The organism is Halalkalibacter akibai JCM 9157 (assembly GCF_000513135.1).
Taxonomy (GTDB): domain Bacteria; phylum Bacillota; class Bacilli; order Bacillales; family Bacillaceae_D; genus Halalkalibacter; species Halalkalibacter akibai.
Map to the genome: position 1 here is coordinate 74,110 of NZ_BAUV01000010.1, position 14,789 is coordinate 88,898.

13 protein-coding genes are annotated in these 14,789 nt (G+C 38.0%); 11 read left to right on the plus strand and 2 right to left on the minus strand.

Features of this window, described 5'->3' with window-relative positions:
- Positions 1-102: 102 nt before the first annotated feature.
- Positions 103-1,338, minus strand: a complete 1,236-nt coding sequence (locus tag JCM9157_RS08275; RefSeq protein ID WP_035663770.1) for a helix-turn-helix domain-containing protein — start codon at positions 1,336-1,338, stop codon at positions 103-105.
- Positions 1,339-1,484: 146 nt separating this feature from the next.
- On the opposite strand from JCM9157_RS08275, the gene JCM9157_RS08280 reads away from it, so the two are divergent.
- From JCM9157_RS08280 to JCM9157_RS08295, 4 genes are all read left to right on the plus strand, one after another.
- Positions 1,485-3,767, plus strand: a complete 2,283-nt coding sequence (locus JCM9157_RS08280; RefSeq protein ID WP_035663773.1) for a beta-glucosidase — start codon at positions 1,485-1,487, stop codon at positions 3,765-3,767.
- A gap of 99 nt (positions 3,768-3,866) precedes the next feature.
- On the plus strand, positions 3,867-5,252 hold the full coding sequence (locus JCM9157_RS08285) for an MFS transporter (RefSeq protein ID WP_052013026.1): 1,386 nt from the start codon (positions 3,867-3,869) through the stop codon (positions 5,250-5,252).
- A 411-nt stretch (positions 5,253-5,663) separates the two neighbouring features.
- Positions 5,664-6,575, plus strand: a complete 912-nt coding sequence (locus JCM9157_RS08290) for a LysR family transcriptional regulator (RefSeq protein WP_035663777.1) — start codon at positions 5,664-5,666, stop codon at positions 6,573-6,575.
- A 117-nt stretch (positions 6,576-6,692) separates the two neighbouring features.
- Positions 6,693-7,802, plus strand: coding sequence for a 5-methyltetrahydropteroyltriglutamate--homocysteine S-methyltransferase (locus tag JCM9157_RS08295; RefSeq protein ID WP_035663779.1), 1,110 nt, complete (start codon positions 6,693-6,695; stop codon positions 7,800-7,802).
- Between the two features lie 173 nt (positions 7,803-7,975).
- On the opposite strand, the gene JCM9157_RS08300 is transcribed toward JCM9157_RS08295, so the two are convergent.
- Complete coding sequence (locus tag JCM9157_RS08300; protein ID WP_035663781.1) at positions 7,976-8,854, minus strand: Cof-type HAD-IIB family hydrolase; 879 nt, start codon at positions 8,852-8,854, stop codon at positions 7,976-7,978.
- A 221-nt stretch (positions 8,855-9,075) separates the two neighbouring features.
- Between JCM9157_RS08300 and JCM9157_RS08305 the strand changes: the two genes are divergently transcribed.
- The 7 genes from JCM9157_RS08305 (at position 9,076) to JCM9157_RS08330 (ending at position 14,750) form a co-directional block, all read left to right on the plus strand.
- Entirely contained in the window at positions 9,076-10,305 is a 1,230-nt protein-coding gene (locus JCM9157_RS08305; protein WP_035663784.1) for a Bcr/CflA family efflux MFS transporter, read from the plus strand.
- A gap of 213 nt (positions 10,306-10,518) precedes the next feature.
- On the plus strand, positions 10,519-10,779 hold the full coding sequence (locus JCM9157_RS26020) for a GNAT family N-acetyltransferase (protein WP_369384714.1): 261 nt from the start codon (positions 10,519-10,521) through the stop codon (positions 10,777-10,779).
- A gap of 35 nt (positions 10,780-10,814) precedes the next feature.
- Positions 10,815-11,102 carry a GNAT family N-acetyltransferase gene (locus JCM9157_RS26025; protein ID WP_369384715.1) on the plus strand — a complete coding sequence of 96 codons (288 nt, stop codon included), beginning with the start codon at positions 10,815-10,817 and terminating at the stop codon, positions 11,100-11,102.
- A 149-nt stretch (positions 11,103-11,251) separates the two neighbouring features.
- Complete coding sequence (locus JCM9157_RS08315) at positions 11,252-11,944, plus strand: nuclease-related domain-containing protein (protein WP_035663786.1); 693 nt, start codon at positions 11,252-11,254, stop codon at positions 11,942-11,944.
- A gap of 223 nt (positions 11,945-12,167) precedes the next feature.
- The gene (locus JCM9157_RS08320) at positions 12,168-13,013 is read left to right on the plus strand and encodes an ABC transporter ATP-binding protein (RefSeq protein WP_035663788.1); all 846 of its coding nucleotides are present in this window, start codon (positions 12,168-12,170) and stop codon (positions 13,011-13,013) included.
- Complete coding sequence (locus tag JCM9157_RS08325; RefSeq protein ID WP_035663791.1) at positions 12,946-13,713, plus strand: ABC transporter permease; 768 nt, start codon at positions 12,946-12,948, stop codon at positions 13,711-13,713. Before JCM9157_RS08320 ends, JCM9157_RS08325 begins: the two co-directional genes overlap by 68 nt.
- 29 nt (positions 13,714-13,742) lie before the next feature.
- Entirely contained in the window at positions 13,743-14,750 is a 1,008-nt protein-coding gene (locus JCM9157_RS08330; protein WP_035663794.1) for an aliphatic sulfonate ABC transporter substrate-binding protein, read from the plus strand.
- Positions 14,751-14,789 lie beyond the last annotated feature (39 nt).

A 14,789-nucleotide genomic window follows, 5' to 3' on the forward strand; every position in this document is an offset into this window, starting at 1 on the left:
TTTTTGGTTGGTTCAAATAAATAACTTAGATGTCCAAAACCCTTCAGTGTGTTCATAATTGAAAAGTTCGGATAGAATTGATCTAGTTTCTATAATATGACCTCACCCATTACTCTTCTTAAACTCTTTTGGTGTCATCCCCGTCACTTTCTTAAACACCTTAGTAAAATAACTCTGATCAGTAAAGTTTAACATCGTATAAATATCTGTGAGAGAATACTGCGAAAAAATGAGCAACTTTTTCGCTTCGTCAATCCGTTCATTTTGAATAAAAACACTTAATGACATGCCGACTTCCTTCTTAAACAATTTAGACAAATAGCTTGGGCTCATTCCTGTTACATCAGCAAGCTCTGTTAAGGAGAGATCCTCGTATAAATTCTTAAATATATGAGCTTGGCATGTGTTTATCGGTTGAGAGTATTTTTTTTGTCTGGAATTTTTCACGCGGTCCGTAAAATCACTCAAAGCCTCTGTTTGTATTCTTTCCACTTGAACGACTGTTCCTGCTTCTTCAATTGTTTGAATGTAAAGATCACTTAACGTATAAGCCGTTTCTTGTTCAAGTCCACCGTCCATTGCCGCTCTAGTTGCCAAAGTGATAGCGGTAATAGCTAAATTTTTGTGATTTCGGATATGGCTTCGCTTTGAAAGCACGCCTAGTTGACCTGCACCAACCATAGAGGCGATCTTTGAAAACAGCTTATCTTTATTGCCCTCAGTGATACAGCCAAATACTTCTTTTTCACGCAAATAGGAATGATGAAATAATTTTGTTTGTCTATTTTCAGATAATTGTAAATCTGAATTTTCTATTTCAGGAATTCTATGATCAGTTGTATTGTGTAATTCAACGATGTCCAAAATATCAATCTTTTTATGATAAAGAAGATAGTAAGTCATTTGACCAATATGTAGTAACGTTGATTTTGGAACAATGGGAAGAGAGGAAAAATAGTTCTTTAATCTTTCTTCGTCAACTGTTAGGTGAAGGTCATTTTTAAAACCTTTAATCATTTCATTTTGAACGACATGGTAGAGTGAAGGGCCGATTATCATAGTCCCTAACTGATCTCCGGAAAAGTCAACGACTAATGAAAGAAAGTTTTCGATGGGATAGGAAGATGTTAAAACGGGTGCTCCTGATCGAGCCTTTTGAACTGAATTTAATAACTCTAATTGAGCTTTTTTAGAAGGTGTAAAAGTAGGAGGTTTAGCTCTAACTCCAAATTCAAAAATGGGTTCATCGTTTTGATTATAGTAAACAACTGGTAACTTAAACGTATCGTAAACAAGCTTACAGATATACTCGACTTCTGTTAAAAACGAAGAACTCATAATGAACACCTCAAATTCTAGAATATTCAGAACAAATAAATACAAAACTTAACTAAATAATACCATACATAAAGATTGTATCAACTTATAATTCAAATATGAAAGCGCTTCATAAACTTTTTGCAAACACTAAAGGAGGAAGCAAGATGACGAGAGATATTAAAGAATTAATTAAACAAATGACAATAGAAGAAAAGGCAAGTTTGTGTTCAGGTAAGAACTTCTGGAATACAAAGGGAATTGAAAGACTTGGAATTCCTTCTATTATGGTGACAGACGGACCTCATGGACTAAGAAAACAAGATGGCAGTGGCGATCACCTCGGCTTACATGATAGTGTACCAGCCACTTGTTTTCCATCAGCCGCAGGTTTAGCTGGATCATGGGATCGTGATTTAATAACTCAAGTCGGTGTTGCCCTCGGAGAAGAATGTCAGGCAGAGGATGTAGCTGTTTTATTAGGGCCTGGTGCTAATATTAAGCGTTCACCTTTATGCGGTCGTAATTTCGAATACTTTTCAGAAGATCCATTTTTATCTTCAGAACTAGCAGCGAGTCATATTAACGGAGTGCAAAGTCAAGGAGTCGGTACATCACTGAAGCACTTTGCAGCCAATAACCAAGAGCACCGTCGTATGTCAACGGATGCTGTAATTGACGAAAGAACGTTGCGTGAAATTTATCTTGCAAGCTTTGAAGGAGCAGTGAAGAAGGCTCAGCCTTGGACAGTGATGTGCTCGTATAATCAAGTGAACGGTGAATTTGCTGGCGAAAACAAAACATTGCTAACAGATATCTTAAAAGAAGAATGGGGTCATGAAGGGTTTGTTGTATCAGATTGGGGAGCTGTGAACGAACGAATAGATGCCCTAGCGGCGGGACTTGAGCTTGAAATGCCTTCAAGTAACGGCATGGGTGACCGCAAAATCGTTGAAGCTATTAAAAATGGCAGTCTTTCAGAAGAAAAGCTCGATCAAGCTGTTGAACGCTTACTAAGAATCACGTTTAAAGCTGTTGACAACAAAGTAGCGAATGCAACCTATGATAAAGCCGCACACCATGAACTTGCGAGAAAAGTAGCTAGTGAGAGTATGGTATTGCTAAAAAATGAAAACAATATTCTACCTTTAGCGAAAGAGACAACACTATCAATAATTGGAGCATTTGCGAAAACACCAAGATATCAAGGCGGTGGAAGCTCACACGTGAATCCAACGAAACTAGATAATATTTTAGAAGAAATCGAGCAGGTAGTTGGTACAGAGATCGCGTTTGCTCCAGGCTACGATTTAAAAACAGATGACATTGACCAAGCGTTATTAGAGGAAGCAAAAGAGGTTGCTAGTAAATCTGATGTAGCTGTGTTGTTTGTCGGGTTACCAGACCGCTATGAATCAGAAGGTTATGACCGTGAGCATCTTCACATTCCTGAGAATCACCGCAGTTTAATTGAAGCTGTTGCCGAAGTACAAAGCAATATTATTGTTGTATTAAGCAATGGTGCACCAATTGAAATGCCGTGGCTAGATAAGGTAAAAGGATTGTTTGAAGGCTACTTAGGAGGGCAAGCATTAGGTGGAGCAATTGCGGATCTTCTATTCGGCACAGTTAACCCTTCTGGAAAGCTAGCTGAAACATTCCCTGTTGATGTGAGCCACAACCCATCTTATCTAAATTTCCCTGGTGAGGGAGATAAGGTTGAATACAAAGAAGGAATTTTTGTTGGCTATCGCTACTATGATACGAAGCGAATCAAGCCATTGTTCCCATTCGGTTACGGCTTAAGCTATACCACTTTTGAGTATACGAATCTAGTTGTAGATAAGAAGGAATTACAAGATACAGAAACAGTCGACGTTCAAGTCACCGTGAAAAATACGGGCAATGTAGCAGGAAAAGAAATTGTTCAACTGTACGTGAAAGATGTAAAAAGCAGTGTTGTCAGACCTGAAAAAGAATTAAAAGGCTTTGAAAAAGTAGAACTACAACCAGGAGAAGAGAAAAAGTTTACGATTACGTTAGACAAACGTGCTTTTGCTTACTATCACGTTGATCTTGCAGACTGGTATGTTGAAAGCGGGGAATTCACTATTTTAGTAGGAAGCTCTTCTGTAGACATTGCCTTAACGGAAACGGTTATGGTCCACTCCACAACACCTGCTATCACGAAACCAGTAACGAGAAACACAACCATTGGAGATCTACTTCAAAATCCAGATCACGCTGTTGTGATACAAGCTGCGATGGCTGAAATGAATCAAGACAGTGGAATGGCTGAGGCATTAGAGGATAACCCAGAAATGTTCGAGGCGATGATGAAATACATGCCACTCCGTGCATTAGCAGCGTTCAACAATGAGCGTTTCTCAGAACAAATGCTAAATGAGCTGATTGATCAATTAAATAATAAGAAATCACAAATAGTATAAAAACTAAAAAGGGGCTGTAGAAATACAGCCCAAATAAAAAACATTCATCATTTTCCAAATATATGTAAGCGTTTTACCAGTTGTAAAGGAGGGTTTAAAATGGCAGTACGTAAGTTGAAGGAAAAGACACCGGTTACACCGGCGGGAGCAAACATCAGTTTTAAAGAAAAAGTAGGATATGGGTTCGGGGACTTAGCAAGTAACTTAGTCTTCGCAGCAGTCGGCATGTTTTTACTTTTTTACTATACCGATGTTGCAGGAGCTTCTGCAGCAGCAGTCGGGACGATTATTTTATTCTCACGTTTACTTGATGGTTTCACAGATATCGGAATGGGAGCAATAGTTGATAAAACACAATCAAAACATGGCAAAGCACGACCATGGTTATTATGGATGGCAATTCCTTATGCCGTAGCAGCAGTTCTCCTTTTTAGTGTCCCTGATTTAGGGCCAGTTGCGATGCTTGTATATATTGCGATTACCTATAATCTGATTCACATTATTTATACAGCAATCAATATTCCTTATGGTGTTTTAAATTCCTTAATCACTCAAGATCAATATCAACGCTCTCAACTAAATATTTACAGAATGCTTATGGCACTTATTGGAACAGTTCTTATTATGTATTGCACTTTCCCTCTTGTTCAAGCATTTGGTGGAGGCAAGCAAGGCTGGCAACTTGCATTTGGGGTGTTTGCAGTGCTATCAGCGGTTCTTTTTATCATTACATTTTTAACGACGAAAGAGCGGGTAAAGCCAGCTGGTGAAGGCGAATCACATACAAATACAGTACCATTAAAAGTTGGTCTAAGAGCATTAATGAAAAACAAATACTGGGCAATCATGCTTGGCTTCGCTGTTGTTACTTATGCTTCAATGGGACTAGGTCAAGGGCTAAACGTATACTACGCACAATATATTTTAGGCAACCCTGCTTTAGTCGGTCCAATGGGGCTAGCTGGTTTATTCCCAATGATGGTTGGAATCCTATTTGTAGCACCAATTATCAAAAAATTCGGTAAACGTAATGCCATTATCGGAGGTCTTCTAATCGGAGCAATCGGAACAATCATCATTGCGATTGATCCTTCAAGCTGGACTCTAGTTTTAATCGGTTCGGTGATTCGCGGAATTGGCGGCGTACCATTAATCGCGTCAATCTTTGCGATGCTAGCAGATACGATTGAATACGGTGAATGGAAATCAGGCGTTCGAACAGAAGGGCTAGTCTATAGCGCTGGAAGCTTCGGAACAAAAGTAGGAATGGGTCTAGGTGCTGCGATGATGGGTTGGGCGTTATCATTTGGTGGATATGTAGGAGGAGTAGCGGAGCAGTCAGCATCAGCAAACGCGACACTCATAGCTCTATTCGTTTATATTCCGTTAGTGTTTTCAGTCATTCAAATTATTTTCCTCTATTTTTATAAGTTAGATAAAGAGTATCCGCAGATTTTAAAAGAGTTACAAGAGAGAAAGGCGTAATTGTTTAAATCCACAAGTTTGGAAACAGGTATTTATTTGGTATAAAGCAATTAAGAATAATAGAAGAGTTTTACTAGCAAAAGAAGGGGGGATCCCTTCTTTTTTCTATGTAGAAACATGTATTGGCTCATAAAAGTGGTGTATAGGCACATAAAAACGCTTAGTCGGATCAGAAAAGGACGATTTCAGATCATAAATTAGTTGAATGGGATCACAAATTTAATGGGTTGCTCATTTGAAGAGAATCGTACTACCTTTTTCAGTTTTCTGATGACTATAAAAAAGATGTATAATAGTTACATTGAACCAAGAGCTGGTAGTTAGAAAATAGTCTATCAAAGAATCTAGGAAACTACGGCTTTCCTCTATGAAAATGAAGAAAATCATACAGTAAGTACAGGGGGAATTCAAATGACTTTACAACAATTAAAGTATGTAATAGAAATCGTACTTTGTGGTTCTATCAACGAAGCGGCTAGAAGGCTTTATGTTTCACAACCGAGCTTATCGAAAGCAGTAAAAGAGCTTGAAACAGAGCTAGGTATTACTATTTTTACAAGGACATCTAGGGGAATCACACTCTCACCAGATGGGGCGGAGTTTCTTGGATATGCTAGACAAGTCGTTGAACAGACTGAATTGTTGGAGCGTCGCTATTTTAATAGTGCTCCTTCCCAACAGTTGTTTTCCGTTTCGACGCAGCATTATGCGTTCGCAGTTAACGCATTTGTGGAAATGATTAAAAAGCATGGTGCTGATGAATATCAATTTACGTTAAGAGAAACAAGAACGTATGAGATTATTGAAGATGTGAAAAATCTACGTAGCGAAATTGGGATCTTATATAAGAGCTCTTTTAATGAGAAAGTAATGATGCAAATGTTGAGGGAGGAAGGTTTGGAGTTTCATCCACTTTTTGAGGCAACCCCACATATTTTTGTGAGTTCTGAAAATCCGCTCGCTTCTCAAACGTCAGTTAAATTAGAGGATTTAGAGAGTTATCCACGCTTATCCTTTGAGCAGGGAGAATTTAATTCCTTTTATTATTCAGAGGAAATCTTCAGCACGATTCCACGGAAAAAGAGTATCCAGGTTAGTGACCGTGCGACACTGTTTAATCTTCTAATTGGTTTAAATGGATATACAATTTCTACTGGAATTTTAAATTCAGATTTAAATGGTTCTGATATTGTGTCTGTTCCTCTTGATGAAGGAGAGATTATTTCGGTTGGGTGGATTGTTCATAAAAAAACACAGTTAACGAGAATGGCGAAACTGTATCTAGAGGAGTTAAAGAAGATTATTGATGTTAACGCATCTTGATATAACTTTTAGTTATAACCAATTATTAATATTAGCAGTTACGCTATATCTTCTCTCCCATGCTAAGATACATAACAAATAGAATTATATTTACAGAAAAAGGGAGTTGGAGAGTGAATGTCAAAAGTAAAAACGAAAGTAATAGCACCTTTCCGTGCTGATCATGTAGGGAGTTTCCTAAGACCTGAACGTTTAAAACAGGCCCGCTTAAAAAAGGAAAGACTCGAAATTACGGCTGAGCAATTACGAGCAGTTGAAGACGAGGAAATCATTCGTATCGTTGAAAAGCAAAAAGAATTAGGTTTACAGGCAATCACAGACGGAGAACTGAGACGTGCCTACTGGCATTATGATTTTCTAGCTGAGTTAGATGGAGTGGAACTCTTTGAAGTGGAATCTGGTATTCAATTTAAAGGAGTGAAAACCAAGCCACACGCTATTAAGGTTACTGGGAAAGTTGATTTCACTAACCACTCCATGATAGATGATTATAAGTTCTTACATCAGATTGCTGGCGATCATGTCGCTAAATATATGATTCCTAGTCCAAACATGTTATTTTTTAGAGAAGAGACCGATGACACGACTTACAAGACTGACGTTGAGTTATTTGATGACTTGGTTTTGGCCTATCAAAAAGTTATTCAAGCTTTTTATGATGCAGGTTGTCGCTACCTTCAATTAGATGATACATCATGGTCTCTGTTCTTTTCTGCAGAAGGGCACCAACTCATCACTGCGAAGGGACATGATCCTGAAGGACTGGCAAATCTGTTTGCTCGGGCGATTAATGAATCCATTGCTAAAAGGCCTGATGACATGGTGATTACGATGCACATTTGCCGGGGGAACTTCAAATCTACGTATGTGGCAAGTGGTGGTTATGATAATGTCGCAGAAACCATTTTTGGAAGATTGGATGTGGATGGGTTATTTTTGGAATTTGATGATGAGCGTTCAGGAGGATTTGAACCATTACGCTATGTGAAACGAGATAATCTACAACTTGTGTTAGGGCTTATCACATCAAAATTCGGTGAATTAGAAAATCCAGAGAATGTAAAAGCCCGAATTAAAGAAGCAAGTGCGTATATTAATTTGGATCAAATTTGCTTAAGTCCGCAATGTGGTTTTGCTTCAACAGAAGAAGGGAACTTACTAACAGAAGAGCAGCAATGGGAGAAAATTCGTCACGTGATTCAGATTGCGGGAGAGGTGTGGAACTAAAGAGTAAGAAGAATCTTCTTGTAAAACGAGGTTGTTTTATTATCTTAATTAATAAAAAAGAAGCTAGGGACAGTCCCTAGCTTCTTTTATAGTGATGATAAGATTGGTGATCCTTTTTGCTATTTTAGGAGTCCAATCCTGCTTGTCTGTTAGAATTACATTTCGATACCTCTTTAAAAAGTCTGCTTTGAGAATTCTCCCTCAAGAACTTTTTCAATCGCAAAAGCAACGCCATGTTCAGAATTTTTTTTAGTAGTAAAGTCACAGAGTTCTTTGATGGCTGGATCAGCATTTTCCATTGCGACACTGAAACCAGCTATTTCAAGCATGGAATAATCGTTGAAATTATCACCAAGAGCCATTACATCCTCTAATTCAATTCCTAACCTATTAGCGTAAAAGGAGAGGGCTGCTCCTTTATTAGCATCACGGTGATTGATTTCGAGATTTAAGTGACCAGATGATGTAATAGCAAGGTCTTGTTCATCTTTCAACTGCTCACGAACTCTGTGTAAAGTCACGTCTTCTAAAGAAAAAGCAAGAAACTTATAAACATCAATATTAGGGTTGTTGAAAATAACATCAAAATCATCTGTAGCTTGAATCTTTTCATCTTGGAAACGTTGCTGAATTCTTTCTTTTAGTACATCTGTTTCAACATTTGGAAAATGAGATTTCATCATATTGATTAATACGTGAATGAATTTATCACGGTTAACGGAATAACCTCCATTACTCGTGTAAATTTCAAAATACATATGTTCACTTTCACATGCTAGTTGAATTTTTCTACAAGATTCTTTATCTAAAGGGATTGTACGAATTATTTCGCCACTTTTTAAGTATACAAGTGATCCATTTACACAGATTATTGGACAAGATAATCCTGCTTCCATTAAAGGTTTTTTTGCGGCTTCATAAGAACGACCAGTTGCTATAACAACCTCTATCCCGCTTTCCTGAGCCTTGCGAATTGCCAGGATATTTTTTGAACTCACTTCGCTTTTCTCGTTTAATAATGTACCATCCAAATCAGTTGCGATCAGCTTCATAAGTTTCTCCTCTCTAAAAATCTACTACTATCATAAATGATATTTGTGAGACAAAGAAGAGGGGAATTTTATGATCAGATGTAATATTAACTGATTAATGATCAATTGATTTGAACTATATGTATAGTAGGAATCAAATTCAATATGTATTATACTTAGTGAATGTTATAAATTTAGAGTTCCTAAACTATTACTTATTATCAGAAAGGTGTCTTACATTTATGCTTCAAAACCCAACAGGAAAAGAGCGTCTAGCCCTAGCGTTGTTACTCGGAATGCTGGCTGTATTAGGACCTCTTAATATTGATATGTATCTACCGAGTTTTCCAGAAATCGCGGATGATTTAGGGGCTCGAGCCTCGTTAGTGCAACTTAGTTTAACAGCTTGTTTGCTTGGTCTTGCGTTGGGACAGATTGTTGTCGGTCCGATAAGTGACGCACAGGGGCGGAAAAAGCCGTTATTAATCTCTATCTTTTTATTTGCTATTGCGTCACTTCTTTGCGCGCTGGCGCCAAATATTGTTGTGTTAGTTATCGCACGATTTTTACAAGGTTTTACTGCTGCTGCTGGGGTTGTTATTTCGCGAGCGGTTGTTCGTGATGTGTTTAGCGGACGAGAGTTGACGAAATTTTTTGCGCTTTTAATGGTCATTAATGCCGTGGCGCCAATGGCAGCACCACTTGCTGGGGGAGCGATTCTACTTTTGCCGTTTGCAAGCTGGAATTCTATTTTTTATTTTCTAAGTTTAATTGGTTTATTTATAGTTTTAATGGTTTCGTTAAAGCTTAAGGAGACGTTGCCAGAGGAGAAACGAATTCCTAGCTCATTTGGAAGTTCAGTAAGGACAATGGGAAGTTTGTTTAAGGATCGTAGTTTTATCGGGTACGCATTAACGGTTGGCTTCATTCATGGTGGGAGCTTTGCTTATGTGGCGGGGACTCCGTTTGTGTACCAGGGTATTTATGATGTGTCACCTCAGGTGTTCAGTGTGTTGTTCGGAATTAACGGTATAGCAATTATTTTGGGAAGTTTCATTATTGGTCGTTTTGGCGGGATCTTTCATGAAAGGAACCTACTCAAAGTTGGTGTAATAATTGCAGTTAGTGCAACAGCTTTCTTGTTAGTGATGACGATCGTTGAAGGACCGCTCGCACTATTAGTCATTCCAATATTTATTTACATGACATCTATGGGAATGGTCACAACGAGTACTTTTACTTTAGCGATGGAACATCAGGCTCATCGTGCCGGTAGTGCGAGTGCTTTACTAGGGACGTTCTCGTTATTGCTTGGTTCGTTCGTGTCACCGTTTGTTGGGATAAATGAGACAACCGCTGTACCGATGGGGGCAATCATGTTTGGTACCTCATTTATTGGTGCAATGATGTTTTTTAAGTTGACAAAAGCGAGTCAGGTAGAAGAAGAACTTCTGCTAAAGAAGGAAGGGTGAGCCCTTCCTTTTTTCTTTGCATTTGAAGATGAAACCTTAACTTTTAGCATTCACTAGCATATGGATTCCTCTAGTTAGAAAAATAATAGGTTGTTTTGTAACTTGCCACTGAAAATATGGATATTTATGTTAATATTATTTTAGTTATGGTGAGATTGTACTTGAACAAACTAGTATTCTATCGCTATTTTAGTGGCTTGGAGGTCAGAATAAATGGTTTATAGTGAAAAAGAAAAAACAATTGAAACAAACTGGATTCTTCTGCGTTTATTTGATGAATCCGATGCAAAAGACGTAAGCATCCTATGTAATGACTATGACATCTATAAGAACACTTTATATCTACCTTATCCGTATGTAGTAGAGGATGCTCTATCTTGGTTGCAAAATCACCTTGATAACTTTACTAATAATAAGAGCTTTGAATTTGCTATTACAGATAAGGTGACAGGAAAATTATTTGGAGCGCGATAGCATTATCGAACAATCATCTTTTTAATCATGGCGAAATGGCTTATTGGGTAGGGAAGAAATATTGGGGAAACGGTTATGCTACTGAAGCCGCTAAAGCTGTACTTGAATTTGCTTTTTATGAAAAAAATTACAATAAGGTATTTGCTCGTTGCTTTCTTTCAAATACAGCCTCAGGAAGAGTGATTGAGAAATCAGGGATTAAGAAAGAGGGGATCTTGAGGCAACATGTGAAAAAGGATAACGAGTTTATTGACCTAGTTTATTATGGAATCCTCAAAAATGAAGTTTCTAAAATAAAAGAAAACTCTAATTCCAACGTATAACAAATTTTAATTAATTCTGGTGGAACTTGAATAAAATTTTATTACTAGATGTATCGGGTTGAGAATAGTTTCTCACACTGGACTTTACATACTATTTCGTGAACAAACTAATTAACTAAACTTGGATAACAGTTGAATAAGGGGTAACTATGGAAATCATTTTATTTTTAATTGTACTGGCCGCTATCATCATTGGACCAAAATATAAACAATTTAGAGACTCAGAATATGAGGTTGCAAGCGGCAATACGTTTTTTAAGACGCTACTGGATAAAGGCAATTACGGCGAGTACTTAACTTATCTAAGTTTAAAGAAGCAAACTGGTTACCATCGAATTATGACCAATTTATACATTCCGAAACAGGATGGAACAACGACAGAGATTGATGTTCTGTTCATTACAGAATCAGGGTTGTTTGTACTAGAATCTAAGAATTACAGTGGTTGGATTTTTGGCGATGAGAAGCATAAGAACTGGACGCAGATGCTGCCAAATAGAAAAAAGTATTCATTTTTTAATCCAATTTGGCAGAATAAAGCTCATATCAATGCGTTGAAGCTGAAAGTCGGTGTAAGTGATGATCGTTTATATAAATCTTATATAATTTTTAGTGAGCGCTGTCAGTTGAAAAAGATCACAGTGACTTCACCTGAGATTAAGGTGATTAAACGAGATCAACTGCAGCAAATGTTACAGAATGAGTTGGCTCAACCTGATAAAGTTCTAACGCCGATTTTGATTGAGCAAATCTTTGCAAAATTAAAGAAGTATTCGTGTGTAGACGATGTCATAAAAAGGGTTCATATTGACGAAGTGAAGCGGAAAAGCAAACGAGCATAAGTTAGAAAGTCTACCTATTTAATGGTGGGCTTTTTTCTTAGGCTATTATCAATATAAAAAAGATGAAATATTTTACCATTTTTTGTAATGAGAAATCAAGCCCTTAATCGTGAATTTTGTTGACACTCTTTGTACTTAATTATATACTTTTAAAGGTATATAAAGCCGAGTAAAAAGATATGGATAATTTTTGCCTTTGTTTTTTAAAAGGAGGGACAGAGACATGGCTGGAATTCAAATTAAAGATGTTAGTAAAACATTTCAAAATAAAGAAGAAAAAACAAGCTACACAGTCTTTGAAAATATTAATCTTGATGTAAAGTCAGGAGAATTTATTTCATTGCTAGGTCCTTCTGGTTGTGGAAAGTCAACTTTGCTAAATATAGTGGCTGGACTAGATCATGCATCTACTGGAGAAGTGAAGGCTGGCGATCAAATTGTAAAAGAACCAGGATCGGATCGTGGAGTTGTTTTCCAAGAAGCTGCGCTTATGCCTTGGATGACAGTGCTTGAGAACGTGATGTTTGCATTGAAAAAGAAAATGACTAAAGAAGATGCGAAAAGCCGTGCAATAGATTATTTAAAGCTTGTTCATCTAAGCAAATTTATAAATTCGTATCCGCATGAACTATCCGGTGGAATGAAACAGCGTGTGTCAATTGCTCGTGCGCTAGCGATGGATCCTAGTATTCTCTTAATGGATGAACCGTTTGGGGCGCTAGATGAGCAAACTCGTTCTACGCTTCATAAGGAAGTTCAGTTTATTTGGGAGACGACACGTAAAACGATCTTGTTCGTAACGCATAACATTCGTGAGTCCATATTATTGTCGGATCGTATTATTTTAATGGGAACTAGACCGGGTGGAATTATTGGTGAATTTAAAGTGGATTTACCAAGACCACGGAAGCAAGCAAGTCCTGAATTTGTTGAGCTAGAAGAGAAAATTATGTCTCAATTAGCTGGAGAAATAGAGAAAGTAATGAGGGAGGAAATGGGAGATGACTACAGTTCTCAGAAGGCTTCTCTTCTTTACGGTTCTAATCGTAATATGGGAGAGCATATATAGATTAAATTTAACTTTAGAATTCCGTTCAACTACCCTTTTTCCCTCTCCGTTTGGGGCAATTGTTCAGCTTTATAAAGGTTTCTTTGAAACAGGGATTTTAGCGACTGCGTTATTTACGAGTTTACAGCGAATCGGAATTGGGTTTGTATTAGCTCTTATTATTGGTACTGTGTTAGGAATTATTTTAGCTCGTTCGAAATTCGCAGATGAAACGCTTGGTTCGCTTGTCATTGCCTTGCAATCTGTTCCGAGTATCGTTTGGTTGCCAATTGCTTTAATTATTTTCCAAGGTGGCGGCACGGCAATCATCTTTATTATCGTCCTTGGTGGTACGTGGTCAATGACGATGAATATGAGAATGGGACTAAAAAATGTTCAGCCTCTCTTGATTCGGGCAGCGAGGACAATGGGATACAAAGGGTCTGAGCTGGTCTGGAAAGTAATGATCCCAGCTTCGATTCCTTCCGCTTTAACAGGTGCTCGTCTTGCTTGGGCTTTTGGTTGGCGTGCATTAATGGCCGGAGAACTTCTTGGTACAGGGGGATTAGGGCGTACGTTAATGGATGCAAAAGATTTCTACAATATGGATTTAGTTATTTCCATTATCATTATCATTGCGATAACGGGATTAATTATTGAATACCTCGTTTTCAATAAAATTGAAAAACGAGTGCTGGCACGTTGGGGCTATGCAAAATAAATAGAGAAGAATTATAGGGGGAAGAGAGAATGAAGAAATTAGTAAGTGTGTTGTCAGTTGGTCTACTTGCAACTGTGTTAACGGCATGTGGTTCAGGCTCTGCAACTGGCGGAGGCGCTGTTGAAGATGTTACGATTGGATATTTTCCCAATTTAGACCATGCTGCAGCGATTGTTGGGAAAGAATTAGGATTTTTTGAAGAAGAATTAGGTGAGATTGAAGCGGAATTTAGACATTTTCCAAATGGAAATGACTTTATGGATGCGTTAGATACAGGGAATATTGATATTGGCTATGTTGGACCAGGTCCGGCGATTAACTATTTCTTAACAGGTGGAGACGTTGTCGTGTTAGGTTCAGCTGCGAACGGTGCAACATTAATCGTTGCTCGTGATGGTTCTGGGATAGAGAGCTTAGAAGATTTTGACGGTAAGTCATTCTGTACACCAGGTAACGGTTGTACACATAATGTTCAACTTGAAATTATGTTAAAAGAGCTTGGCTTAGAATCAAATCGTGTTGGTGGTACAGTTGAGCATCAATCTCGTGTTGCACCATCAAGTATGATCGGGATGTTTGAGCAAGGTCAAATTGATGCAGCTGCAGCTCCAGAGCCTTGGGGTACGTACCTTGTTGAAGAACTAGGAGCAAAAGTTATTGCTGAGTGGAATGAAGTGTATCTTGGTGAAACTTTACCGAGTGTGGTTGTTGTAACTACAAACAAATTCCTAGAAGAAAACCCGGAAGTGGTGGATAGCTTCTTACGTGGACACAAAGCGGCTGTTGATTTTGCGAATGAAAATACAGACGAAACGTTAACAGCAATTAATGATTTAATTTTTAACCTAACACAAAGTCGTCTTCCGGAACAAGTATTAGTGAACGCATGGGATAGAATGAAGGTAACAACAGAAACTCATGCTGACGCTCTTCAAGCTTGGGCAGATGCATCATATGAACTTGCTTTCATGGATAAAGACCCTAACTTAGATGGATTTGTTGATACAAGTCGTTTAGATGCTATATTAGGCCAATAAGGTATAGAATTCCCTGCAGAGACGGAAGCTTCTGCAGGG

What these genes read in the sequence shown, in the direction of transcription:
- JCM9157_RS26025 (WP_369384715.1), top strand. Translation starts at nt 10,815, where the DNA reads ATGGCTTATTGGGTAGGGAAGAAATATTGGGGAAACGGTTATGCTACT.
- JCM9157_RS08285 (WP_052013026.1), top strand. Translation starts at nt 3,867, where the DNA reads ATGGCAGTACGTAAGTTGAAGGAAAAGACACCGGTTACACCGGCGGGA.
- JCM9157_RS08290 (WP_035663777.1), top strand. Translation starts at nt 5,664, where the DNA reads ATGACTTTACAACAATTAAAGTATGTAATAGAAATCGTACTTTGTGGT.
- JCM9157_RS08300 (WP_035663781.1), bottom strand. Translation starts at nt 8,854, where the DNA reads ATGAAGCTGATCGCAACTGATTTGGATGGTACATTATTAAACGAGAAA.
- JCM9157_RS08325 (WP_035663791.1), top strand. Translation starts at nt 12,946, where the DNA reads ATGACTACAGTTCTCAGAAGGCTTCTCTTCTTTACGGTTCTAATCGTA.
- JCM9157_RS08305 (WP_035663784.1), top strand. Translation starts at nt 9,076, where the DNA reads ATGCTTCAAAACCCAACAGGAAAAGAGCGTCTAGCCCTAGCGTTGTTA.
- JCM9157_RS26020 (WP_369384714.1), top strand. Translation starts at nt 10,519, where the DNA reads ATGGTTTATAGTGAAAAAGAAAAAACAATTGAAACAAACTGGATTCTT.
- JCM9157_RS08280 (WP_035663773.1), top strand. Translation starts at nt 1,485, where the DNA reads ATGACGAGAGATATTAAAGAATTAATTAAACAAATGACAATAGAAGAA.
- JCM9157_RS08330 (WP_035663794.1), top strand. Translation starts at nt 13,743, where the DNA reads ATGAAGAAATTAGTAAGTGTGTTGTCAGTTGGTCTACTTGCAACTGTG.
- JCM9157_RS08295 (WP_035663779.1), top strand. Translation starts at nt 6,693, where the DNA reads ATGTCAAAAGTAAAAACGAAAGTAATAGCACCTTTCCGTGCTGATCAT.
- JCM9157_RS08275 (WP_035663770.1), bottom strand. Translation starts at nt 1,338, where the DNA reads ATGAGTTCTTCGTTTTTAACAGAAGTCGAGTATATCTGTAAGCTTGTT.
- JCM9157_RS08315 (WP_035663786.1), top strand. Translation starts at nt 11,252, where the DNA reads ATGGAAATCATTTTATTTTTAATTGTACTGGCCGCTATCATCATTGGA.
- JCM9157_RS08320 (WP_035663788.1), top strand. Translation starts at nt 12,168, where the DNA reads ATGGCTGGAATTCAAATTAAAGATGTTAGTAAAACATTTCAAAATAAA.